The sequence below is a fragment of the Streptomyces sp. CT34 genome, assembly GCF_000805335.1.
Lineage (GTDB): Bacteria > Actinomycetota > Actinomycetes > Streptomycetales > Streptomycetaceae > Streptomyces.
Genome location: NZ_KN708638.1, coordinates 5305997 through 5330027, shown reverse-complemented (window position 1 = coordinate 5330027; position 24031 = coordinate 5305997). Strand labels below are relative to the sequence as shown.

Sequence of the window (24031 nt, the reverse complement as noted above, 5' to 3'; positions counted from 1 at the left end):
AGGGGGACTGGGCGCGTACTGCGCTGGCTCCCTGGCCGCTACCTGGTGATGCTGCCGAGCCAGAGCAGGTCGCGAGCCCGGGTCATGGCCACGAAGAGCTGGCTGCGCAGCAGTTGCTCGCGTTCCTGAGCCGTCTCTGACTTTTTCGTGCCGTCGGCGGTGTCAGCCGGCGTCTCACGTGGGAGTGCCGCGTCGTGCTGAGGCAGGAAGACGTTCTTGAACTCCAGACCTTTGGCCCTGCGATAGGTGCCTAGCTTGACCGCGTCGACGGCGTGGCCGTCGTAGTGCTCCAACAGGCACACCGGGATGGACGCCTGGGTGAGCAGGCGCTGGTAGTGGCCGATGGCTCGCATAGAGGGGCACAGGAGCGCGGTGTCGGCGCGCGCACCATCGGGCAGGGCTCGCATGGCGTCCAGGAGTTCCTTGTCGTGAGCGTCCACCGTGGGCCTGGTGACGCGGGCCACGCGCCCATCGTGGTAAGTGAGGTCGACGTCGCGACGGCCTGGCGTGGTCAGTCCGTCGAGGTCCTCGAACGCGTCGTCGGCCACGACGGTGAGGGCGGTGTCCAGGATCTGCTTGCTGTTGCGGTAGTTGGTGCGCAAGACCTGTCCGCGATCGCCGCGGATGTCGATGCCCGCGTCGGAGAGTCGGAAGCCGCCTGGGTATACGGCCTGCTGGCCGTCCCCGACGAGCAGCAGGCCGTTGGGTACATCACCAACGAGCGCGTGCAGCAGGCGTACTCCGACAAGCGTGAGGTCCTGAACCTCATCCACGATGACGGCCTCGTACAAAGGCCGGTCACGGTGGCGTGCTGCTTCGGTGAGGGCGAGCGAGAGGACGTCGTTGAAGTCGTGCACACCGCGCTCGCCGCGCAGCGATTCGTATGCCTCGTACAGCTCCCACACGGATTGCCGATGGGCTCGGCGCAGGCTCGCCTTCCGCCGCCGCCTGGTGACGGTCGCGTACTCCTCGAACGTGGTGAGGCCGCGTCCTTTGATGACGTAGTCAATCTCCTCACGCCAGTAGGCCGGGGCCGGATCGATCTCGACCAGGCGGCTCTCGCGCCCGACGTGCTTCCAGGCGAGGCTGAAGGCGGTCTCCGCCTTGTCACCGTGCAGCCTCACCGGGATGCTGCGCTCCTGCAAGAACTCCTGTGCCCAGGAGTGCAGGCTGCGAAAGTTCACCCGGTCAGCGACGGCCGGAGCCATGGTCTTGAGAAACGTACTCTGCACGCGGGGCAGGTTGTTGGCGAAGGTGACGTACAGGATGCGGCCGGTCGTGCGCCTGGCCAGGTAGGCGGCACGGTGCAGGGCTACCACCGTCTTGCCGGTACCCGCCGGGCCGCTGACGCGTGCCGGGCCCGACCAGTTGCGGCGCACCAGCGCGACCTGGTCGGGGTGCAGGAAGGTCATCCACTGCTCGATCGGCGCCCGCATCCCCTCCTCCAATGCGGCGTCGCGCAGCCCTTGCAGGTCGAACAGTCCATCAGGGGAGTCGTGTTGGGGTCGCTCTGACGCCGGCAGCGCCTGCTGGGTGATCGCCGCCCCTTCGTAGTCCGGGAAGACCCGCTCCAGATGATCGGCGATGGCGCGGACCGACTCCGGCCGTAGCCTGTGCCGCTGTGACAGCAGCGCGGGACCGGTTTCCTGCTCCCCCAGGAGTCGTATCCGGCCAAGGCCGGCATCGATGCGCTGTCCTGCGAACACCATCAGGGGCTGGACTGCCACTGGGGACATACCAAGGGATGCCACCGCGCCCTCGACAGCCTTCGTGACAGCAAGCAGCTTGGCTGCCTGGTCGTCCCGCGGCTCGCCTCCGGCGCACAGTTTTCCGTCCGCGGCCTCTGGGGCAGAGCGCCAGTTCTTTACGTCGACGACGAAGACACCGCCGGGTCCCACCAGCAACATGTCCGCGTTCGATGTGCGAGTGCCCGGCCAGCGCCGGTCCACGAGCAGTCGCCATCCGCGCGCGGTCAGCACGAGCAGCTGGGCGGCAACACGTCGCTCGCCCTCGCTTGCTGCTCCCCATTGGCGGGCTTGCTGGCGGGCCACCTGCCACTGCTCTCGCAGCAGCCGCTCCTGTCGCCGCGCCTCCTGCGCCCGTCGCGACGCCGATCCCCCTGCCGCCATATCCAGCCCCCGCCCTCGTACGCGAAGTGACGATCGTAGGACGGTCAGCGGCGGGAGCGACAGAGCGCATACCAGCCCCACAGATGCCTGCCGCACATTCACCGGCCGTGCCACGGGCTCTCTGGGACAGCATGCTCTGACAGGCACTCTCCGCCTCGTCGGAGTGATCAAGGGAAGCAACTGTGCGCTGTTGAGAAACGCGAGTACGACGACACCGGCGCCGACGCTGCGAACTCACCGGGGCCGATCTGAGCGGCCAGACCTGGGAGCTCGCGCCCAAACTCCGGGAGGCAAACGCCTACTTGACGGAACTCGTGGGCGACCGGCCCGGCAGGTCCTTACGCCTTGGGCCGCCAGGCAGGATCCGAGACCCACCACTCCGCCACGACATCGGCGCCCTCCACGGCGCCACTGCGCACGACGTGGCGCCTCAAAACTGACCTCGGCGACGGGTATGCCCCACCATCGGGAGGGTGCGATGCCCCCTGCCCATCTCCGGTATCCGACATCCCCACTAATAAGACGTTGTTTCAGATGGTGATGAACCGGAGGCGTGAACGTATGAAGGGCCCGGTGAGAAACACAAGGAGGGTGAAAGCCGTCAGCTTTCGTAGCCCTGGCTGGGTGGCCAGGGTGGTGTTCTGGACGCCGTAAGCGGCGTACCAGTTGGCGGCCAGATCGGTTGCCATGATGCCGCAGGACAGATCCACTCCGACTCGCTTACCGCACACCAGAAGCGCCGCTGCCAGAGGATCGAAGATCGCCAGGGACGACCAGAACAGGTTCAGCCACTGCGGAGCCCACGGGTAAGGGTGCAAGCCTCTCCGGAAGAGGGCGGCGACGTGGGAGGCAGCGCCCACGACGACCAGGACGATGACGTACAGCACGATCAGTGCCACTGCCCACCGTGGGGTACGGCGTATCCATCCGATCACACTGCTGAGCATGCCAGGATCGCTGATGCCGCTGCGCGTCATCTGGTGAGTCGGCGGTAGCCAATGAGGGCTGCGGCTATGCCGACGAAGACGAGGAAGTGCTCGGCCTTGCGCTCGTACCTGCGGTGCAAGCGTCGGCAGCCGGCCAGCCAGGACACGGACCTCTCCACTACCCAGCGGTGGCGTCCCAGCCGCTGCGAGGACTCGATGCCCCTGCGGGCTATGCGGTGGCGGATGCCGCGCTGGCGAAGCCATCGGCGCAGGTGGTCGTAGTCGTAGCAGCGTCCGGCCGACGCGTACGCGGTGTATGAGCGCCTGTCGCCGCACCTGCCGCAACCGGGATCAACAGCCGAGCCCGCGGCCCTCACCCACGACGGCTCCCCTCCCGAAGTTCCCGACCCGACGGTGGTCTACCGACAGCCGAACGCACCCCTGCGGCGGACCACGGCGCCTACGCCCTCGCCCGTTCCAGTGGCTCCCATACCGGTCCCGGCGCGCGTCGACACTGCGCTGCGGGATACGATTCCGGGACGCCTACGCCCGGTCCGCGGACCTCGCCGAGAGCGGGTGGTTCGCCCAGGCTGCGGACGTCCTCAAGGCAGCGATCGCGACGGCGGCCACCGCCCTCGGCGTACACAACGCCCGTGTGCTCGATCGACGGCGGCAGCGCGCGTCGGTCCTCATGGCTGGCGAGGACTTCCGCGCGCCTTACCGGAGTTCGACGCGCTGACCGCCGTCTACGCCCGTGCGGCGGGACCGGCCGATGAAAGCGCGCTGGAGTGCCGTCGGCACGCCGCCCACCGCCGAGCCAACCTCGGTCAGGCTACGGTAGCCCTGCGGGAGTTCCAGGAGGTCCTGGAGGTCGTGTCCGACGCGGCCGGGGACGCCTCCGAGACCGCTCTCGATCTGCACCGCAGTATCGGTGTGCTCCTCTTCTCCTATGGCCGCCGCACCGAGGCCGAGGGTGTCCTCGACGCTCTCCACGAGGACATGTGCGTTCTCCTCGGCGGGGACCACGAGGAGACCCGCGAGATCGCCGATCTCCTCGCCCGGCTGCACTGCCCAGAAGGGCCCGACCCCTACTGACGTCCCGCCGGTGCCGTCAGGCCCCGTCCTCACCCTCTTCGTCCTCTTCGCTGTGGATGCGCCGTGCCAGGTCCCACAGGCTGGAACCATCCGCGACGGACCAGCGAGCCGTCCCCTGGTTGGCCACCGGCCGATCGTCCCATTCAGCATCCGCCCACATCTTCGACACCAGCCCGGACGGCGAGTACTGCTGCTCGTCGTACGCCCACAGGATCGGCTTGGTCCGGTGATTGACCCAGGTCGCCTGGCGTCGCCGTTCGTCTTCGACGAGCCACTCTTCCATGGCATCACGCTCGGGCTCGTTCAGAGCCACGTATCGAAGAGGGGATCCGTCCTTGATGACACGGCGGTCGACCAGGAGCGGCACCGTGTTTTGGCGGCGCGGCTTGCGCTCCTTCACGGGAGGTGCAGGAACGGCGACGCCATCGGCCAGGTCGCCGAGGACATGTTTCGCGAGCTCTCGGCATGTCTCTGCGGTCTGGAAGGCGGTCCTGATCTGAGGACGCGGCCCGTGACGAGTGACGATCTGGTGCGTCAGCCGACGCACCAGGTCCGGTGCAAGGGCGGGGATCTTCTCCAGGACCTCGCTGTCCCAGTCGAAGTCGGGGTCATCAATGCTCGTGGCGCCGAGATGCTGGAAGAGCAGGTGGGTGACGAGAAAGCCACCGTGCTCCGCGGTCGCCGCCTCACGGCTGTTCTGCCCACTGCCCAGTTCGTAGACCGCGCTCCGCGCTGCGCGCAGTGTGAGTACAGAACGCCACACCTTCTGTGGAGAGGGTTCGCGTTTGAACAGCAGGGTGTGGCTGCCCTTGGGACCCTGCTCCCAGAGGTTCTCCGTGGAACTGGCGGCCCGGGCGGCCTGTTCTGCATCCGGGTGGAGGCAGGCAAGGGCGAGGGCGAGTTCGTCCAGTGAACAACCGGTCTCGGGCGCAGCGACCGGCTCGCCCCTCTTGATCACATACTGCTTACGCAGTTCGGCGCGCAGGTTGGCCTTGATCGCCTGGTGCACAGGTTCGAGCGCGATGTGATCACGCTGCTCGATGGCGTTCTGCCGGTTCGCCGCCTGCGAGACCTGTACGCCGAATTTCCGGTCCTCGTGCGTGTTGATGACCTTGATGCTCAGAGTTGCGTTGGCCGCGGCCTCACCGTCGTCGTGCATGGCCCTGGCGACAGCCCTTACTGTCTGAGCGCCGTTGACAATGCTCGCCCCCGTCACGGTGAGAGTGGTCGGCCTGCTCTGCGGTGCCTTGGCGCTGTCGTTCTTCGCCGTGAGCGAGTCGCAGATCATGGTGATGCCGTTGTTCAGGTGCCAGAACCTGGTCGGATCGGACGTAAGGGTCTGACCGATCTCCGCATTCGTGACGGTGGTCCCGAGCGGGGCCCGGAGATTCTGCTCGAACAGGCGGGTACCGTGCGTCTCGTACCAGTCGGCGACACTCTCGGCGGAGACCGTACCCTGATAGGCCTCGAGCGGTCCCTTCTGCTGGTACCAGTCGTCAAGGCGCACATCCAGGCAGATCGGCTCCGGCCGAAGATCCGCGTGGATCTGGTCATGGAAATCTGCGGCGTACAGCACCTCGACGCTCAAGCGGGCACCGTGCTTGTTGAACTCGTCGAGAGCGTTGTTGAGAACCTCTAGAGCTGGCGGGGAGGGCTCCGCGGTGCCCATCAGCGCGATGAGCAGGATGGCCTTCTTGTTGACGATGAACGGCCTGGCTTCCAGAGCGAGGGCGCCGGCACGCTGGTTGAACTGGTCGTACAGTTCGTTCTCGATCCGGTTCAGGCCATCCACCATCGCCTTGGCGGCGTCCACGTCGAAGGTCGCCATGCCCTTGTCGCTCCACTTCGCCTGGACGAGCAGGGCCTGCCCGCTCTCCGGCAAGGGGGCTATGGCGTCCAACCCCTGGTCCGCGATGCCGTCCGTGACGAACCGGGCAGCATCGGCCACAGTGCATTGGGCCACGCGTCGTACCGCAAGGGCTGCGAGTGCACGGGAGAGGAAACGCTGTTCGTAGTTGTCCCCGCGGAAGTGGGCGATGTCGCTGTCATCTATCACCCCGTCGAATGTCTCGTGCAGTTGCTCGCGCACCTGCGTGACCTGGCGAGGTGTGTCCGCCCCCGAGGTGGCCATGAATGGTTGCCTTCCCACTGGTGGTGTCTTGTCGCCGGCCTAGGCCCGCGTCTTGATCCCTGAGCCGTTGCCGCGCTGCCGATGGCTGAAGTCCACGACCACCAAAGCAACACCCGCCGTGTCGATCGTGGCCTGCACCCAGTCCAAGGCCACTTCGAAGGGCACCTCTCTCGCGCCGAACCAACCGTCGCGCACCAGCTGGGCGAAGTGGGTCGGTACCAGGTGGCGGGTGAGCGCGCCCCCGCGAGGGTCTGGAAGACCGAGTTCCGCCGCGGCCGAGATCTCTGCGGCGACCTGGTCGTAGGGGTAGATCGCACCGGAGCTCGTCCGGTGCAGAGTGGCGGTAAAGGGCACCGGCTCATGAATGCGGAGGAAGAGGGGGTCGTCCAGCAAGCTGTAATCGTCGGCGCTCCGCCGGGCGCGTCTCGGCAGGCGGTGAACACGGCTGCGGAAGTCGTCCAGACTGGGCCGGGCGTCAGGCGAGAAGAGCCCGTTCGGGCCAAGACGCACGTAGCGCAGCATGACGAGCGTCCGGGTGTCGACGTGGTAGTAGTAGGCGTCGAGGGAGCCCTCCCCACCGTCCACCACCCGCTGATCGGTTATCGACGTGGCCTCGAAGTCATAGCTTCGGTTACCTCCGCGGTTCGCGAATGCTTGGACGACGGTCTCACCGATGCCGCTGAACCTCTCCGCTGCCCGCCCGCGGATGTCGTCGAGCATCGGCTGAACCGCAGTCCCGATAAACCCGCTGATAAAGGCTGCCCGGGCGGCTGTCCTGTCCCAGAGATGTACCTCCGAGAAGTCGTTAGGGGGCGCCCCGGCTATCTTGGCGAAAAGCAGCAGGGCGTCACGCTCATCACGCCAGCGGAGTTCCCCCTCGCTCCAGCCTTCGGCGTCGTCGAGCAAAGGCATCAGCCTCTGGACTTCGGCCTCGACATCAGGGGAGATCCGCCGGAGATTGGCGAACACGGTGTCCGTGCCGACCGTGACAGGACCGCTTTCCGGTAACGACTTGGAGAGTGGGGCATCTCGCTCGCCGCCGGCGCACCAGAGCCCTGAGACAGGCACCAGGCCTCGAAGGCTTCGCGCACGGGTGACGACGACCTTCCGGTCTCGATCGGTCTCATGAGCAGGGCGCACGATACCCAGCCCCCATATCCGCTCCCCCTGTTCCCCGCCACCTTCGTCACCCTGCTGGTCGGCAGGAGCAAGCAGGATCGCGAGGTGTGACTTGACCTCGGGCCAGTCACGGCAGGGTTGGGAGTAGGATCTTTCCTTGGCATGGTCGGCATCGAGCAGACGAAGTAAGTCGTTGTCAGGACGCAGAATCGCCAGCCGCGGCGATCGCGCCGAAGACGGGAAATCTACCCGCCTTGGTTGTGCGAATGTCATCCACTCCCCCGAACCGCCTGCCACCACACCGAGCCAGGCTCAGGGGGATGGTAGCGCGCCAACTCCAGCTTCCAGCTTGCACGTCCCCAGTTCTCGCCGCTCCGGCCGGCTCCATTACATCTTCGCCCAGTTCCTCGGGGACCAAGCCGACGGGCTCACCGATTGCCTGGCGCCCGGTCAACGCCGCACGCAGGCCGCTGTCCCCGCGTCAAACGGCCTACCGTGGAATCGACTTGTCCCGCATTGCCGTCGAGCCGATCACCCAGGTCCTCAGCCGCCACGCCACAGTCCCTCCTCGCCGACGCCGGCCTACACGGGACAAGTATGCCATCGACGCCATGCCCGGCTCCGCCCCGTTATGTTTTCCGCAATCCTGCAAGAGGGCCGCTGGCCTCCGGGCCCGGCATGACTGTTGCCCCCTGTCGAACGGTTGACCTGGGGGTGGTGTCACCGGGCCCGGGAGGTGCCGTCGGAGACGCTGATGAGAGGTTCGGCCACCGCCCGGTCCGGCGCAATACCGGGCAGTTCGCGGGCGGCAGGCCTGCATAACGTGGATGCGCGCGTACGACACCGAAACCGAGGCTGGCACGTTCAACTCTCATGAAAGGGCGCGATGTTCGACACCGAAGACGTAGGCGTGTTTCTCGGCCTGGACGTCGGCAAGAGTGCCCATCAGGTACACGGGCTGACCCCGGCCGGAAAGAAGGTCTTCGACAAGCAGCTCCCAACAGCGAGCCGAAGCTGCGGACCGCCTTCGACAAGCTGGCCGCGAAGTTCGGCACCGTCCGGGTGATCGTGGACCCGGCCCGCACCCTGCGCACGCTGCAGCTCACCGACGAGATCACCGCCGAGCTGACCGTACTCGTCGGCTTCAACCAGGACCTCGTCGCGGAGGCCACCCGCACTTCCAACCGGATGCGCGGCCTGCTCACCCAGTTCCATCCCGGCCTCGAACGCGTCCTCGGCCCTCGCCTCGACCAGCAGGCCGTCACCTGGCTCCTAGAGCGCTACGGCTCCTCGGCCGCCCTACGGTAGGCCGGCCGCCGCCGACTCGTCGATCTCATCGGGCCCAAGGCGCCGCGCGTGGCCCAGCGGCTGGTCAACGACGTCTTCGACGCGCTCGGCGAACAGTCCGTCGTCGTGCCCGGCACCGGCACCCTCGACATCGTCGTGCCCGCCCCAGCCGCCTCGCTCGCCTCCGTCCACACCCAGTGTATTGACCCGCAGGGTTGTTCACATGGCTGATGGGTGGCTGGCCGCCGAGTGCGGTATGGCATCGGTGATGGTTGTAGCTGTGCAGGAAGCTGTCCAGTGCGGTGGTGCGGTCGGTGTTGCTGGTGTAGGGGCGGATGTAGGCCCATTCGTCGAGCAGGGTGCGGTTGAAGCGTTCGACCTTGCCGTTGGTCTGCGGCCGGTAGATGCGGGTGAGCTTGCCGGCCGCGCCGAGGTCGGCAAGCGCCTGCCGCCAGGCGAAGCTCTTGCGGTAGGACCAGGCGTTGTCGGTCAGGACACGTTCGATGCGGTCGATACCGCAGGTGGCGAAGAAGGCTGCGGCCCGTCGCAGGAAGCCGGCGCACGTGGTTGCCTTTTCGTCACGGTGGATCTCGCTGTAGGCGAGGCGGGTGTGGTCGTCGACGGCGGAGTGGATGTAGACGAAGCCCATCGCGCTGCGGGTGGCCCGGCCGGCTTGGCGGCCCAGCATCTTGTGGCCGCCGCCGTCGGGGATGCGGCCGAGTTTCTTGACGTCTACGTGGATCAGTTCGCCGGGCCGGTCGCGTTCGTAGCGTCTGATTGAGTTGGCCGGTGGGCCGGTCCAGGAAGGCCAGGCGGTTCAGGCCGTGGCGGGCCAGGATGCGGTGCACGGTCGAGGCGGGCAGGCCCAGGATCGGGCCGATGCGGGCTGGGCCGAGCTTGCGGTCCTGCCGTAGGCGGCAGACACGTGCCCCTCGGTGGCGGCCGCGGTCTTGTGCGGCGTCCTGCGGGGGCGGCCGGAACGGTCGGCCAGCCCGGCTTCTCCCTCGTGCCTCCACCGGCGCACCATTTGTGTGCCGTGGTGCGGGATACGCTCATCTCGGCCGCGACATGGGCGATGGGACGTCCGGAATGGACACGTTCGACGAGTAGTCGCCTGCCGAAGACGGTCAGCCGGGCATTACGGTGGGACACGAAGGCCTCCGTGCGGTGCGTTCCTAGTCAGCCCCACCACACCGGAGGTCTTCGCCATGATCAAGCCCGGCCAGCGTTAACAACGCTCGTGATCAATACACCTAGCCGGCGAGACGCAATGGCGCCACGGGATGGACTCGGCACCCAGATGCGCTACTTCGTGTGCTGACCCGAAGGCTGGTCCGGCCGCTCGCAGCGAAGTCCAGGGGGCCGCCTGCCCGGAACGGCCCGTGCTAGAACAGGAAGCCCGGGACTCCAGGGAACCCCAGCAGTCCTGTTCGACGGCAAGCCGCTCCCGCAGCCGGCAGACTACGTGACCCTTCAATGCGCCGCTATAGCTTGGCAAGTTGGCAAGTAACGCACCGCGCACACGCAACACGGAGGACAAGGATCGCCACACGCTCCACATGCTGCGCCATCGGAAAGCGTTCAGGCCCGACACCTTCGCCTCCTCGGTTAGGGGAACCCGAACATCGGCACAACCGCTGTGACCTGCGCGAGCCCGGATTCCGTCGACCGGATCCAGCGAGGGACTGCTGCGTGATCGGGTGACAGCGGGGGGTTATGCAGCCAGGGCTGCGGGTGAGGTCATGACGGTCTCGTACTCGATGGGGGAAATCGGGCCAGGCGTCTCTGGCGCCGGCGCCGGTGGTAGCTGCGTTCGATACAGGTCACGATCACGATGCGCAACTCCTGCTGTGTGTCCGCGAAGCTCCGCTCCGACGGCTCCCTCGTCATATCCGCCCTAGTGTCCTGAGTCGGGTTTTCGTCGTTGGTTGTATGTGACTCAACGAGGACCGAAGATCCCGCCGGTGACAGTAACTGATGCTCAAAGGACGGTGCTTGAGGGGTGGGTGCGTCGCCGCTCGACTGCGCAGGCCCTGTCGCTGCGATCGAGGATCGTGCTCGAGTGCGCCGAGGGCTTGTCCATCATGGAGGTTTCGCGCCGGCTGCGGATCGCTGCGGACACGGTCCGCAAGTGGCGACGGCGTTTCCTGGAACACGGCCCAGATGGCCTGTGCGACGAGCCTCGGCCCGGTGGCCCCCGGAAGATCACCGATGCCGATGTCGAGCGGGTGATCGTCAAAACCCTCGAGGAGAAGCCGACGAACGCCACCCACTGGTCGACGCGGTCGATGGCCGCGGCGACGGGGATGTCGCAGTCGGCCGTCTCGCGGATCTGGCGGGCGTTCGCCCTGGCCCCGCACCGATCACAGACCTTCAAGCTGTCCACCGACCCGCTGTTCATCGACAAGGTCCGCGACGTCGTCGGCCTCTATCCGATGATGCCCGGGGTACCTGAACGCCGCAGTCACGACTACGTCCGCGCCGGCACCACCACCTTGTTCGCCGCCTTGGAAGTGGCCACCGGCAAGGTGATTGGATCACTCCACCGCCGGCACCGTGCCGCCGAGTTCAAGAAGTTCCTGATCAAGCTCGACAAGGAGGTTCCCGCCAAGCTCGCGGTGCACTTGATCCTGGACAACTACGCCACCCACAAGACACCGGCGATCAAGAAGTGGCTGCTGGCCCATCCCCGCTTCCATCTGCACTTCACCCCCACCGGATCATCGTGGTTGAACCTGGTGGAACGGTGGTTCGGGGAGCTGACCAGCAAGAAACTGCGACGCAGCGTCCACCGCTCCGTCCAGGCCCTCGAACGCGACATCCGTACCTGGCTGGCCGACTGGAACGACAACCCACGACCGTTCACCTGGACCAAGACCGCCGACGAGATCCTCGAGAAAGTCGCTGCATACTGCAAACGAATCCCCGACTCAGGACACTAGTAGGACTCCGTTAGGTCGTTGTGAATCTTGTGGTTTGGTGTCTGGGGGCGGTTCTGGCAAGCGGTTGTTGGCACGTGGTGCAGATGCCAGTCCAGCAGTTCAGGAGGCTCTGGATGGCGTCCAGTACCTGATAGAGCGTGAGGCCGGTGTGCGGGCTTTTGGGGAGAGCCGCTGTTCGGTGAGGAAGGCGTGAGCGGCGGTGACCAGCGTGACGTGATGGTGCCATCCGGTCCAGGATCGCCCCTCGAAGTGGTCCAGGCCGAGCCCGTGTTTCAGTTCCCGGTAGTCGTGCTCGATCCGCCAGCGGATTTTCGCCAGGCGAATCAGCTCGGCGGGCGGAGTGTCAGCAGGCAGGTCGGCCAGCCAGTAGTTGCTGGGTGCTTCGGCTTTCTCGGGCCATTCGACCAGCAGCGTTACCTCAGGCAGGACGCCGTCCCAGCTGCCCTGGCGTGCGGTGGCGGCGGCCTGGGCCAGGCGGCGGGCCCTGACGCCGGCCGGCCGCACCCGCAAGGTCAGGAAGCGGGAGCGCATCTGGCCGCGGGAGCCTTCACGCCAGGTCACCTCGGTGAATGCCTGCCGGCCGTGGGCGCTTGCCAGTGCGGCCACCGAGGACGGCTTGTCCCGGTAGCGGGGCTGCGGCCGGCGGCCGTTGCCGGACCAGGGCGGGGCAACGGGTACCGCGTGGTGCGGGTGGACAGTCGCATCCGAGCGGATGGCCACCACGTAGGCGATGCCCCTGTCGGCCAGTGACGCCCTAAAGTCGGCGTTCTGCCCGTAGCCGGCGTCGGCCACCACCACCGGCGGCACCAAGCCCCATGTGGCCAACTCGTCCAGGGTCTCCAGGGCCAGGCGCCACTTCTCGCGGCGCCGAATCTCCTTGGGCATCCCGACCTTGCGTCGTCGCACCGCATCGTGCGCCCATTCCTCGGGCACGAACAAGCGCCATTGCAGTGGGCAGGAGGCGGTGTCGGTGACCGCGTGCACGCTCACCGCCACCTGGCAGTTGGCCTGCTTGCCCAGCGTGCCGCAGTACTGGTGAGCGACCCCGACCGACATCGTCCCGTCCTTGGGGAACGACACGTCATCTATCACCCAGGCATCAGGACCGATCAGACCGACCATGCGCTCCGCGATCCGCCTTCGCACCCGCGTCGGATCCCATGTCGACTGATTCACGAACTGCTGCAGGTTCTGCTCATTGCCGTCCGGCAGCCGCCCGGCCACCGCCTGGATCGACTTGCGACGCCCGTCCAGCATCAGACCCCGCAGGTAGCAGTCTCCCTTGGACCGCTGGTCCCGCCGTGGCACCGTGGCGAACACATCCGCCACGAACTCCGCTAACTCCGCCCGCAGGCCATTGACTTGTCGCATGTCCATCCACCCAACATGCTCCCCGAAACCGTGATCGGGAAGACGTAACGGAGTCCTACTAGGCACGACGTTCACGAGACTTTCCACCGCAGCAGTGGCGGTGAAGCACACGGTGAATGACTCCAATCCGCAAGGCGCCAAGATCACGGATCGTGGCTGGCCATTCTGGTCGGCCACCGATCACATCGTCGGGGACCAAGCCCCTCTGCTGAAGATCCGCCACCGACACGCAGAGTCACTGGACCGGCCACCAGCCAAGAGTTGACCAGCATGTGCTCCTCATGGGCGGAAGCCTGCCAGAACGAGTACCCACACCCTTACGGTGGCCTCGCCCCCGAGGCAGGAACCTTTCGGGACGAGGAGTACCCCCTGGAGACTCGGGACAAGGTAGTGGGCAAACTGGCGCGATCGAGAACTCACCCGCGCTTGGCTGCGTAAGCTGGGCTGCCACCAATACGTACGGCGCGACACACGGGGGAAGGGCAGCATGGACGACCGGCTTCGCGACTTCGCGAAGGGCTCACCCAACTTCGGAGTTCTGTACCAGCACCAGCCCCTGCTCTCGCTGTATGGTGCCTCGGCCGAAACCACCGTCTTCACCAACCCCAACTCGTCCTTGGTTCAGGCGGGCCAGTTCGGAGAGGTCCTCGCCGAGGAACTGGTCACCCGTGTCGGGATGCGTATCGATGGGGATCGTCAGATCGACCGGCTGGCCGCTCTGACGCGAGCAGGGGTACTTGTCCCCGAGATCCGCGACGACTTCGACCGGTTGCGTCGCGACCGGAACAAAGCGGCACATAGCCACCTCTTCGACACATCACGGGCTCTCGCCGCTGTCCGCGTCTGCTACAAGCTCGGGCTCTGGTTCCACGACTCGATAGAGGGCCGGCGGTCGGTCGCCGAGTTCGTACCGCCCACAGACCCCGGGGACCACGCGCAGGTCCGGGACCCGGCCGAGCTGGCAGAGCTGCGAGAAGCACTCGCCGGCCACCGTCAGGCGCTCACCCAGGCCCGTACCAGACTGGCCGAGTCCACTGACGCTCTCGAAGCCGAGCGGAAGGCACGGGCCGAGGCGGAGCGCCTGATCGCCAGCGCCGACGCGTACAAGAATGAAGCGCTCGCACGCCTTGAGCAGCTCACCACACAGATCAAGGAGCTGCGCACCGCCCAGGAGGCGAAGTACGAGGCCGACCGGCAGCAGCCGCGGCAGGTCGACGCCAAACGGCGGGAAGCGATCATCCACCGCGCACAGCGGCCCGCACCGCTCAACGAGGTACAGGCCCGCGAAGCGATCGACGAAATGTTGCGCCTGGCGGGATGGGTCGTCCAGGACCGCGACCAGGTCGCCCCGAAGGCCGGGCAAGGTGTGGCCGTACGGGAGTTCACGCTCACCACCGGTCGTGCGGACTACGTCCTGTATGTCGACGGCAAGATCGTCGGCGTGGTGGAGGCCAAGCGTGAGGGCGACCACCTCTCCAGCGCGGTCGAGCAGAACGACCGGTACGCGGCCGGCGTCCTCAAGGAGCACAGCCTCGCCGTCTGGCAAGCGACGGAGCCGTTCGCGTTCCGCTACGCGACGACCGGCACCGAGACCTATTTCATCAACCGACTCGACCCCGACGCGCGCTCCCGCGAGGTGTTCTCCTTCCACCGTCCCGAAACAGTGGCCGACTGGATGCGATGCGCCGAGGAATCTCCAGATGCCCCGACCTTCAGGGCAGCCGTCCGCCAACTGCCCGTGCTGGAGCCGAACGGACTGCGGCTCGCCCAGATCGACGCCATCAGCGGCCTGGAGAAGTCTCTGGGCGAGGACCGCGTGCGGGCGCTGATCCAGATGGCGACGGGCGCGGGCAAGACCTACACCGCCGTGGCGCAGACGTACCGGCTGCTCAAACATGCCAAGGCGCACCGCGTCCTGTTCCTCGTCGACCGCAACAACCTCGGTAAACAGGCGTACGACGAGTTCCGGAAGTTCACGACGCCGGACGACGGGCGCAAGTTGTCCGACATCTACAACGTGGATCGACTCGGAGCCGCAGGCCTCCAGGACACCTCGTCAGTGGTCATCTGTACGATTCAGAAGATGTACTCGCTGCTGCGCGGGGAGACGCTTGTCGACGATGAGCCGGCGGACGAGGCCACGGACAGCACAGCGTACGAGGACACGTACCAAACCGACCTGCCCATCGAGGTGTCCTACAACCCGAAGGTCCCGATCGAGTCCTTTGACCTGATCATCGTGGACGAGTGCCACCGCTCGATCTACGGACTGTGGCGAGGCGTCCTGGAGTACTTCGATGCACACCTCGTCGGCTTGACCGCCACTCCCACGCTCCAGACTCTCGGCTTCTTCGGCCGCAACCTCGTCTCCGAGTACACCTATCCACAGGCAGTCGCGGACGGCGTGAACGTTGACTTCGATGTGGTACGGATGCGGACCGACCTGCGAGACAAGGGCGTCGCGACGATCGATTCCGGCACGACGGTGCGGGTCAAGGACCGCAAGACCCGCCGGCAGCGCTACCAGGAGCTGGACGACGACTTCACATACACCACCGGACAGATCGGTCGGTCGGTAGTCACGGTGGACGAGATCCGGGCAGTGCTCACCGCGTACCGGGACAACTGGCGGCGTTGGTTTCCCGGCCGCGCCGAGCTGCCGAAGACGTTGATCTTCGCTGTCGGTGAGGACCATGCCGAGGACGTCCTCGCCCAGGTCAAGGAGGTCTTCGGGCGTGGGGACGACTTCGCAAAGAAGATCACCTATAAGAGCCGTCAGGCCGGCGAGGACCCGAACGAACTGATCCGCGCGCTGCGGACGTCGTCGCGTATGCGGGTCGCAGTCACGGTCGACATGATCGCGACCGGTACGGATGTGAAAGCACTGGAGTGCGTGATTTTCCTACGCGAGGTACGCAGCGCAGTGCTCTTCGAGCAGATGAAGGGACGCGGCGCCCGGACGATCGACGCGACCGAGCTCCAGGAGGTCACACCGGACGCGAACGCGGCAGTGCGCAAGGACCGCTTCGTGCTCGTGGATGCAGTAGGCGTTACGGACTCCCCGCTGGTGGATGCGAAGCCGCTGGTCCCGGCAGGTGAGCGGCAGGTCTCGCTGGCAAAGCTGCTGGACAAGGCTGGCACAAAGTCGATCAGCGCGGGCGAGGCCGAGATTTTGGCAGGACGGCTGGCCCGCCTCAACCAGCAGCTGACGGACGAGGAGCGCGAGCAGCTGACGCGAGCGTCGGGCGGACGCACCCTATCGGAGATCGCGGGCGCCATCGTCAAAGCTGTGGACCCGGACCGGCAGGAGCAGGCGCTGGAAGACGGCGGCCACGCGGCGGCCCGGCGACTGATCGAGAACGCCATCGCGCCCCTGACCGAGCATCCTGATCTGCGGAAGCACATCATCGAGATCCGCCGGGACAAGGACTACCTGTTCGACGAGTTCACGGCCGTCGAGGTGACGGACGTGAACGAGATCCCGCGCGCCGAACGCGCCCGGGAGCAGGTTGGCCGCTGGAGCCAGCTCCTGAAGGACGAGCGCGACCGCATCGCGGCGGTCAACATCGCGCTGACCAGCCCGCGGTCGGTTTCGCCCGCAGAGACCTACGCCGCACTCCAGGAACTCGCGTTGGAGATCCGCCGCCCGCAGTACGCGTGGACGCCGCAGGTACTGTGGACATTCTACGAGGATCTGGGCGCGGCGGTGCACTCCGGTGGCGGTGACCGAGAGGCTGGGGTTCCTGATCTGATCTCGCTGATCCGGTACGAGTTGGGCGTGGACAATGAACTGCGGCCATACCACGAGACGGTCAAGGAGCGCTTCGAGGGCTGGCTGCTGAAGCAGCAGCAGGCTGGGGCGGACTTCACAGAGGAGCAGCTGTGGTGGCTGCGGGCCATACGGGACGTGGTAGCGAGCGACGTCGGAATCAGCCCCGCGGAGTTCAACGCTGAGCCCTTCAAGGGGCGTGGTGGTGGGCGGGGGTTCCAGCACGCGTTTCCGGGGCGGAATGTCCGGTCTTTGCTGAGTGAGTTGAATCGAGAGTTGGCTTGAGCGGGTTGGGTGACGTGGAACTTCCGACGGGATGGGCTTGGTCTCAACTGGGAGAACTCGGCGAGTACATCAACGGTCGGGGGTTTAAAAAGTCTGAGTGGTCAGACGCTGGCCGCCCCATTATTCGCATTCAGAATCTCACCGGATCCGGCGACAATTTCAACTACTACGCTGGCGAGCTGGAGAATCGCCATACAGTTCACCCTGGCGATCTTCTTGTTTCATGGGCGGCTACGCTGGGGGTCTACATCTGGCGAGGGCCGGAAGCCGCCTTGAACCAGCACATCTTCAAGGTTGAATCATTCATTGATCGGTCGTTCCTTCGTTACCTGATCGAATACAAAATCCAGGAGCTCCTGGCAGCTAGCCACGGATCCGGGATGGTACACGTGACACGCGGTAAGTTCGATGAACTCTTGGCAGCTGTCCCCCCAATCGCGGAGCAGCGCCGCATCATCGAGGCTCTCGAGGACCACCTGTCCCGCCTCGACGCGGCAACCAAAGCAGTGGCAGACGCGAGGCGGCGCATCAAACCTTACACTTCCGCTGTACTCGACAGGAATGTGCTCGGAGCTTCATCGAACACTCATCCGGGCCAGAATCCAGTAGAAGATAGTCAACGCTTCCTCGCGAATCTCTCAAGCAAGCGCTTCGACTATGCCTCCCTGCCGGCTCTGCCGAAGGACTGGTTCTGGCGCCGCTCCGCTGACGTCTGCGAGTTCATCAGCAGTGGTTCTACACCCAAGGCACACTTGATGCACGCAGGAAACGGCGACGTCCCTTTCCTGAAGGTATACAACATCACCCAGGATGGACGAGTAGACTTCACCAATAAGCCGACTTATGTCGATCGGGAGACGCACGAGAATCAGCTGAAGCGGTCACGCGTGCGACCGGGCGATGTCCTCACCAATATCGTAGGGCCACCCCTCGGGAAAACAGCTGTCGTCCCAGAAAAGCATCCCGAATGGAATATCAATCAAGCCATTGTTGCTTTTCGCGCGGGCAGCGAGATTCACCCGCAATGGCTAGCTCTCGCACTTCGCTCGCCATTCATTCTGGGAATGCTGCAAAAGACTGCGAAGGCAACCGCTGGACAGTTCAATGTTGCGCTCTCAACATGCCGCGAACTGCCCCTGCCGATTCCACCGATGGATGTTCAGCTCAACCTCGTGGCCCAGTCCGCCGAGCTGTTGGAAGTCGCTGATCGCTTCGCCTCGCAGGCAGCAGCTGTCTCCTCACGTGCTCAGCACCTCCGGCAGGCCGTACTAAGACTGGCCTTCACCGGCAGCCTGGTTCCCCAAGACCCGACCGACGAGCCCGCCTCCGTCCTCCTCGACCGCATCCGAGCCGAGCGCGAAGCCAGCGGCAGCAAGCCCAAGCGGGGAAACCGCCGCCCCCCCCCCCTGCCGCCTCGATCCCCGCCCCCACCACCGCCGTTCAGCAGGAGCTTCCGCTGTGACCCCCGCATCCCCCGCCCTGGAACCCGCACAGACCAACGCCCTGGTCGCCAAGCTCTGGAACTACTGCAACGTCCTTCGGGACAACGGCCTCTCCACCATCGAGTACGTCGAGCAGCTCTCGTACCTGCTCTTTCTCAAGATGGCCGACGAGATCGCCTCCGACCCCTTCACGGAACAGGAGGCCAAGGCCGTTGTACCCGCCGAATACGACTGGAAGTCGCTCGCCCGGCTCAAGGGCATTGACCTCGAAGTGCACTACCGCAAGATCCTCGAAGAACTCGCGAAGAACCCCGGCACCACCCTCGGCACGATCTTCGCCAAATCACAGAACCGCATCACCGAGCCTGCCCTCCTCGAAAAGCTCGTCGTCGAGCTGATCGGCAAGGAGGACTGGACGATCCAGGGGACGGACCTCAAGGGCGACGCCTATGAAGGGCTGCTCGCCAAGGGCGCCGAGGACACCAAGACCGGCGCCGGCCAGTACTTCACGCCCCGCGCGCTCATCGACGCGATGGTCGACGTGATGCAACCGCGCCCCGAGGACACCATCACCGACCCCGCCTGCGGTACCGGCGGGTTCCTGATCTCAGCACACCACTACATCCGCGAGCACCACATGCGGGACCTCTCCCGCGAACAGCGCCTCGCGCTCGGGGCCGGGAAAATCTGGGGCAACGAGCTGGTCACCGGCACCGCCCGCCTCGCCGCGATGAACATGCTCCTGCATGGGATCGGTGACGCAGACGGGCCGTCGCTCATCACCGTCGGCGACGCCCTCGCAGAACAGCCCAACAGGCACGCCTCCCTCGTTCTCGCCAACCCCCCCTTCGGTAAGAAGTCCGCAATCACCGTCATCGGGACAGACGGCAAGGCCGAGAAGGAGGACATCTCTTACGAGCGAGACGACTTCCGCGCCACCACTACCAACAAGCAGCTCAACTTTCTTCAGCACATCATGTCGCTGATGGAAATGAACGGGCGAGCCGCTGTCGTCCTTCCGGACAACGTGCTCTTCGAGGGTGGCGCAGGAGAGAGGGTGCGCCGCCGCCTTCTCGAAGACTTCGACCTGCACACCATCCTGCGGCTGCCCACCGGCATCTTCTACGCGGGAGGAGTCAAGGCCAACGTACTGTTCTTCGAGAAGAAGCCGCCGCGAAGCGGGGGTGCCCACAACACCTCGAAGCTCTGGGTATACGACTTCCGTACCGCAAAGCACTTCACGCTGAAGCAGCACCCGCTGACGCGCGCTGCCCTGGAGGAGTTCGTCGAGGCGTACCTGCCTGGCAAGCCCCGCAACGAGCGAGTGGAGACCGAGCGTTTCAAGTCCTTCGACTACGACGAGCTCATCGCCCGCGACAAGGTCAACCTCGACATCACCTGGATGCAGGACCCTGCGCTCAACGACGCTGACAGTCTTCTGCCGCCCGAGGTGATCGCTCAGGAGATCGTCGAGGATCTGCAGGCCGCGCTCAGCGAGTTCGCCGCGATCGCCGTGGCACTCGGCGGTGAGGTCTCGGCTGACGCCGACGACATCCAGCCAACTGGAACTGATTGATCCACAACGGGTTGCCGATCCCCCGCCTTCACAGGAATCCTGACACAGACAGTTTCAGCGAGACGGGGGATCCGTTCCATGCCGGCAGCCGCACATCCACAGACGCGTGAATTCCGGGCGTTCCTGACCAACCTTGAGTACGCCCGGAAGATGGTCGTCGCCGGCCGCAGCCTTGCTGCTTTCCAGTCTCCGGTCATCGACATCGGCGACTTCTACCGTGCCGCCTGGGTCCAGGCCGTCAGCGCCATCGACCACTGGTTCCACGAGGAGCTCTACCGACGTGTGGCTGAACTGGCCGCCGAGGACAGCCCCTGTATGCCATACCAGCTGACCAAGTTCGAGCTGCCGCTGGTCAAGGTCGAGGAAGTGAGGCGCGGTACAACCACGCTCGCCGACGCCGTCTCCGAGCATATCAAGGCAAAGTGGGGCAACGCAGCACTCCAGAATCCTCGTAAGATCAGCGAGGCACTGAAGCTGGTCACCGAAGAGGACATCTGGGCGAAGGCCGCCGTCCAGCTCAACCATTGGAACCACGAGCGCACGTCGTTCAACGCGCAGTCTCTGAAGCAGCAGTACATCTCCATCACCGACCGCCGCAATCGCATCGCCCACGACGCGGACCTCTTGGACGGCGACCTCAAGCGCAGGCGTGAGATCTCGGACGCCGATGTCACAGACGCCATCGACTGGATCGAGCGAATCGCCCTCGCCATCGCCACAGTGTTGGGCTGAGTCTGACTCCGCGTGGTGCTACCGGCTCGATTCGCGGCACCCGCAATTGTTAATCATGTGACCGGCTGCGCAAGCGTGAAGGCTGCCTATTCTCCGATTGGAGTACAAAATCCATTGTGCATGCGGGCGCACTCGACAGATGCCTCGCATTAGAACCTGCGGCCAAGTACCCACGGTCTACCGCTTCAGTCCGAGGACCATCTGGATCACCAGCTGCCCGCCCCAGTCAACAGCTCCCCTGTTCCCATGTCCCGGGTCCCGGGTCCCGGGTCCCGCGCCAGGGAAGCATGGACACGATCTACTCCCGGGACAAAGAGCAGATCGATCCCGCTACACCACCACAGGGGGCATGGCCCCTACCAGCGCCATCCCAGCACGGAGAGTACCAAGGGCCCGACCCCGAAGAGCCGGAACCCTTCGGTGATCGTCCGATCCGGGCACGATCCGGCGTCCGGGCCTGCTCACGATCGACACCGTTCCTGCCCGATTAGGACGCGGGCGATCCGGGACGCAGAGCGGTCTGCATCACAGCCCGGCAGCGGTCCCAGGAGGCGGGGACGAGATGAACCGAAACATCGACGACTCGGCAGTGACCTGCGCAAACCCGGATTCCGCCGACCGGATCCAGCGACGATCCAGCAGCCGGGGCCATCCGGTGGGCGTCCACGGCGCCGCGGACGCGTCGGCCGGCGCCGGGCCCAGCGCCTGCTCCAGGGCTTGCCAGCAACGCTCCCACGCGGCGGGCACCAGGTGCCCGTAGATGTCGACCGTCGTCTTGATCGACGCATGCCCCAGCCACCGGGAGACCTCGTGGAGGGGCACCCCGTGCGCCAGCGCGGTGGAGGCGAAGAAGTGGCGCAGGGTGTGCGGGGTATACCGAGGGGCCCGGTCCCGGCCGAGGAGGCCGGCCGCCCGCACCGCCCGCCGGAAGTCGGGGCCGTAGGTGGTCGCCGTCGGCATGGTGCCCGCCGCCACTCCGCGCCGGGCGAAGAGCACCTCCCGGCCACCCACCAAGGTGGCGCCCCAGCGCCGCAGGTGCGCATCGATCTCCCGCTCCAGAGAGGCGGGCAGCGGAACGTCCCGATAGGCGCCGGGGGTGCGGTGTTTGAGGGGGCCGAAGCGGTCCGGGCAGTCGGCGCGGTGCGCCGTGCGGCGCACCTGCTCCCGCACCCGCAGGACGCCGGACCGGCGGCACTGGGTGGCGAAGGCGAGGGCCTCGCTGACCCTCAGGCCCACCCCGGCCTGTACAGCCGGTAGTACGGCCCGATGTGCCAGGCGATGAGGTCGACCTCTTCCCGGGTCGGGATCGCGTCCTCGTCCACCGCGCCGGTGCCGACCCGCGGGAGCCTGACGCCGTCCACCGGGCTGCGGGGGATACGCCGTTCGTCCACCGCGGTCTGGAACAGGCCGCGGACCAACGTCATGCGGTCATGCACCGTACTCGCCGAAAGCCTGCTACTGACGGCGGCGACAAACCGGTCAATGTCCGCCCGCTCCACACCGGCCAGCGTCTTGCGACCCAACTGCGGCAAGAGGTGCAAGCGCAGGAAGCTCTCGTAGCTGCGGTGCGTGTTCTCCCCGACGAGCCGGCGCTCCAACCAGTCCGCCGCGTATACGCGGACGGTGACGGCACCGCGCTTGGGGTCCAGGAAAAGTCCCTGGTCCTTGAAATGCTCTACCCGCGCGGCGAACTGCCGAGCCTGGGTCTTCAACGGGAAGCTCACCTCGCGCTGACGCCCCGTCTGTCCCCCCGGCTCCCGGTACCGGACCGTCCACGGGTGCCCACAGCGCGACTTCGCACACGGATAGTAGGACTCCGTTAGGTCGTTGTGAATCTTGTGGTTTGGTGTCTGGGGGCGGTTCTGGCAAGCGGTTGTTGGCACGTGGTGCAGATGCCAGTCCAGCAGTTCAGGAGGCTCTGGATGGCGTCCAGTACCTGATAGAGCGTGAGGCCGGTGTGCGGGCTTTTGGGGAGAGCCGCTGTTCGGTGAGGAAGGCGTGAGCGGCGGTGACCAGCGTGACGTGATGGTGCCATCCGGTCCAGGATCGCCCCTCGAAGTGGTCCAGGCCGAGCCCGTGTTTCAGTTCCCGGTAGTCGTGCTCGATCCGCCAGCGGATTTTCGCCAGGCGAATCAGCTCGGCGGGCGGAGTGTCAGCAGGCAGGTCGGCCAGCCAGTAGTTGCTGGGTGCTTCGGCTTTCTCGGGCCATTCGACCAGCAGCGTTACCTCAGGCAGGACGCCGTCCCAGCTGCCCTGGCGTGCGGTGGCGGCGGCCTGGGCCAGGCGGCGGGCCCTGACGCCGGCCGGCCGCACCCGCAAGGTCAGGAAGCGGGAGCGCATCTGGCCGCGGGAGCCTTCACGCCAGGTCACCTCGGTGAATGCCTGCCGGCCGTGGGCGCTTGCCAGTGCGGCCACCGAGGACGGCTTGTCCCGGTAGCGGGGCTGCGGCCGGCGGCCGTTGCCGGACCAGGGCGGGGCAACGGGTACCGCGTGGTGCGGGTGGACAGTCGCATCCGAGCGGATGGCCACCACGTAGGCGATGCCCCTGTCGGCCAGTGACGCCCTAAAGTCGGCGTTCTGCCCGTAGCCGGCGTCGGCCACCACCACCGGCGGCACCAAGCCCCATGTGGCCAACTCGTCCAGGGTCTCCAGGGCCAGGCGCCACTTCTCGCGGCGCCGAATCTCCTTGGGCATCCCGACCTTGCGTCGTCGCACCGCATCGTGCGCCCATTCCTCGGGCACGAACAAGCGCCATTGCAGTGGGCAGGAGGCGGTGTCGGTGACCGCGTGCACGCTCACCGCCACCTGGCAGTTGGCCTGCTTGCCCAGCGTGCCGCAGTACTGGTGAGCGACCCCGACCGACATCGTCCCGTCCTTGGGGAACGACACGTCATCTATCACCCAGGCATCAGGACCGATCAGACCGACCATGCGCTCCGCGATCCGCCTTCGCACCCGCGTCGGATCCCATGTCGACTGATTCACGAACTGCTGCAGGTTCTGCTCATTGCCGTCCGGCAGCCGCCCGGCCACCGCCTGGATCGACTTGCGACGCCCGTCCAGCATCAGACCCCGCAGGTAGCAGTCTCCCTTGGACCGCTGGTCCCGCCGTGGCACCGTGGCGAACACATCCGCCACGAACTCCGCTAACTCCGCCCGCAGGCCATTGACTTGTCGCATGTCCATCCACCCAACATGCTCCCCGAAACCGTGATCGGGAAGACGTA

Annotated in this window: 14 protein-coding genes and 4 pseudogenes; 6 read left to right on the top strand and 12 right to left on the bottom strand. The window is 66.0% G+C overall.

Translation table 11 applies throughout. The features are described from left to right. Positions 1-38: 38 nt before the first annotated feature. The 3 genes and pseudogenes from RZ84_RS23340 to RZ84_RS23330 form a co-directional block, all read right to left on the bottom strand. Positions 39-2051, bottom strand: a complete 2013-nt coding sequence (locus RZ84_RS23340; protein WP_241777829.1) for a nuclease-related domain-containing DEAD/DEAH box helicase — start codon at positions 2049-2051, stop codon at positions 39-41. A 608-nt stretch (positions 2052-2659) separates the two neighbouring features. After that, positions 2660-3028, bottom strand: a complete 369-nt coding sequence (locus RZ84_RS23335; protein WP_063772697.1) for a hypothetical protein — start codon at positions 3026-3028, stop codon at positions 2660-2662. Between the two features lie 74 nt (positions 3029-3102). Then, positions 3103-3327, bottom strand: a pseudogene (locus tag RZ84_RS23330) (transposase); the annotation flags it as partial. A 601-nt stretch (positions 3328-3928) separates the two neighbouring features. Here RZ84_RS23330 and RZ84_RS39920 point away from each other — a divergent pair. After that, positions 3929-4150: a hypothetical protein gene (locus RZ84_RS39920; RefSeq protein ID WP_198540035.1), complete on the top strand. Its 222-nt coding sequence runs from the start codon at positions 3929-3931 to the stop codon at positions 4148-4150. A 16-nt stretch (positions 4151-4166) separates the two neighbouring features. On the opposite strand, the gene RZ84_RS23320 is transcribed toward RZ84_RS39920, so the two are convergent. Together RZ84_RS23320 and RZ84_RS23315 are read right to left on the bottom strand one after the other, a co-directional pair. Further along, on the bottom strand, positions 4167-6281 hold the full coding sequence (locus RZ84_RS23320) for an AIPR family protein (protein WP_043265919.1): 2115 nt from the start codon (positions 6279-6281) through the stop codon (positions 4167-4169). A gap of 39 nt (positions 6282-6320) precedes the next feature. Beyond that, positions 6321-7250: a hypothetical protein gene (locus tag RZ84_RS23315; protein ID WP_043265918.1), complete on the bottom strand. Its 930-nt coding sequence runs from the start codon at positions 7248-7250 to the stop codon at positions 6321-6323. A gap of 1036 nt (positions 7251-8286) precedes the next feature. Here RZ84_RS23315 and RZ84_RS36980 point away from each other — a divergent pair. Further along, positions 8287-8885: pseudogene (locus tag RZ84_RS36980) on the top strand (transposase); the annotation flags it as partial. 1 nt (position 8886) lies between these two features. Here the strand turns inward: RZ84_RS36980 and RZ84_RS23305 are convergent. After that, positions 8887-9839 (bottom strand): annotated as a pseudogene (locus RZ84_RS23305) (IS481 family transposase); the annotation flags it as partial. Between the two features lie 562 nt (positions 9840-10401). After that, positions 10402-10541: pseudogene (locus RZ84_RS41620) on the bottom strand (IS3 family transposase); the annotation flags it as partial. An 80-nt stretch (positions 10542-10621) separates the two neighbouring features. Here RZ84_RS41620 and RZ84_RS23300 point away from each other — a divergent pair. Next, positions 10622-11629: an IS630 family transposase gene (locus RZ84_RS23300; RefSeq protein ID WP_043265917.1), complete on the top strand. Its 1008-nt coding sequence runs from the start codon at positions 10622-10624 to the stop codon at positions 11627-11629. A 99-nt stretch (positions 11630-11728) separates the two neighbouring features. Here RZ84_RS23300 and RZ84_RS23295 read toward each other — a convergent pair whose 3' ends face one another. After that, on the bottom strand, positions 11729-13006 hold the full coding sequence (locus RZ84_RS23295) for an IS701 family transposase (RefSeq protein WP_043265912.1): 1278 nt from the start codon (positions 13004-13006) through the stop codon (positions 11729-11731). Positions 13007-13487: 481 nt separating this feature from the next. On the opposite strand from RZ84_RS23295, the gene RZ84_RS23290 reads away from it, so the two are divergent. After that, positions 13488-17054, top strand: coding sequence for a type I restriction endonuclease subunit R (locus tag RZ84_RS23290; protein ID WP_043265916.1), 3567 nt, complete (start codon positions 13488-13490; stop codon positions 17052-17054). Positions 17055-17935: 881 nt separating this feature from the next. Here the strand turns inward: RZ84_RS23290 and RZ84_RS41615 are convergent. After that, positions 17936-18073: a hypothetical protein gene (locus RZ84_RS41615; RefSeq protein ID WP_241777828.1), complete on the bottom strand. Its 138-nt coding sequence runs from the start codon at positions 18071-18073 to the stop codon at positions 17936-17938. Between the two features lie 439 nt (positions 18074-18512). On the opposite strand from RZ84_RS41615, the gene RZ84_RS41610 reads away from it, so the two are divergent. Both RZ84_RS41610 and RZ84_RS23280 read left to right on the top strand, forming a co-directional pair. After that, positions 18513-20072 (top strand): type I restriction-modification system subunit M, encoded by a 1560-nt coding sequence (locus RZ84_RS41610; protein ID WP_043265915.1) that lies wholly within the window; start codon positions 18513-18515, stop codon positions 20070-20072. A gap of 78 nt (positions 20073-20150) precedes the next feature. After that, positions 20151-20804 (top strand): hypothetical protein, encoded by a 654-nt coding sequence (locus RZ84_RS23280; RefSeq protein ID WP_043265914.1) that lies wholly within the window; start codon positions 20151-20153, stop codon positions 20802-20804. Between the two features lie 525 nt (positions 20805-21329). On the opposite strand, the gene RZ84_RS35600 is transcribed toward RZ84_RS23280, so the two are convergent. The 3 genes from RZ84_RS35600 to RZ84_RS23265 form a co-directional block, all read right to left on the bottom strand. Continuing rightward, a complete protein-coding gene (locus RZ84_RS35600; protein WP_063772696.1) occupies positions 21330-22040 on the bottom strand; it encodes a site-specific integrase in 711 nt (236 codons plus the stop codon). Next, positions 22031-22528 (bottom strand): site-specific integrase, encoded by a 498-nt coding sequence (locus tag RZ84_RS23270; protein ID WP_043265913.1) that lies wholly within the window; start codon positions 22526-22528, stop codon positions 22031-22033. The genes RZ84_RS35600 and RZ84_RS23270 overlap by 10 nt, the downstream gene beginning before the upstream one ends. Positions 22529-22712: 184 nt before the next feature. Continuing rightward, on the bottom strand, positions 22713-23990 hold the full coding sequence (locus RZ84_RS23265) for an IS701 family transposase (protein WP_043265912.1): 1278 nt from the start codon (positions 23988-23990) through the stop codon (positions 22713-22715). Between the last annotated feature and the right edge of the window lie 41 nt (positions 23991-24031).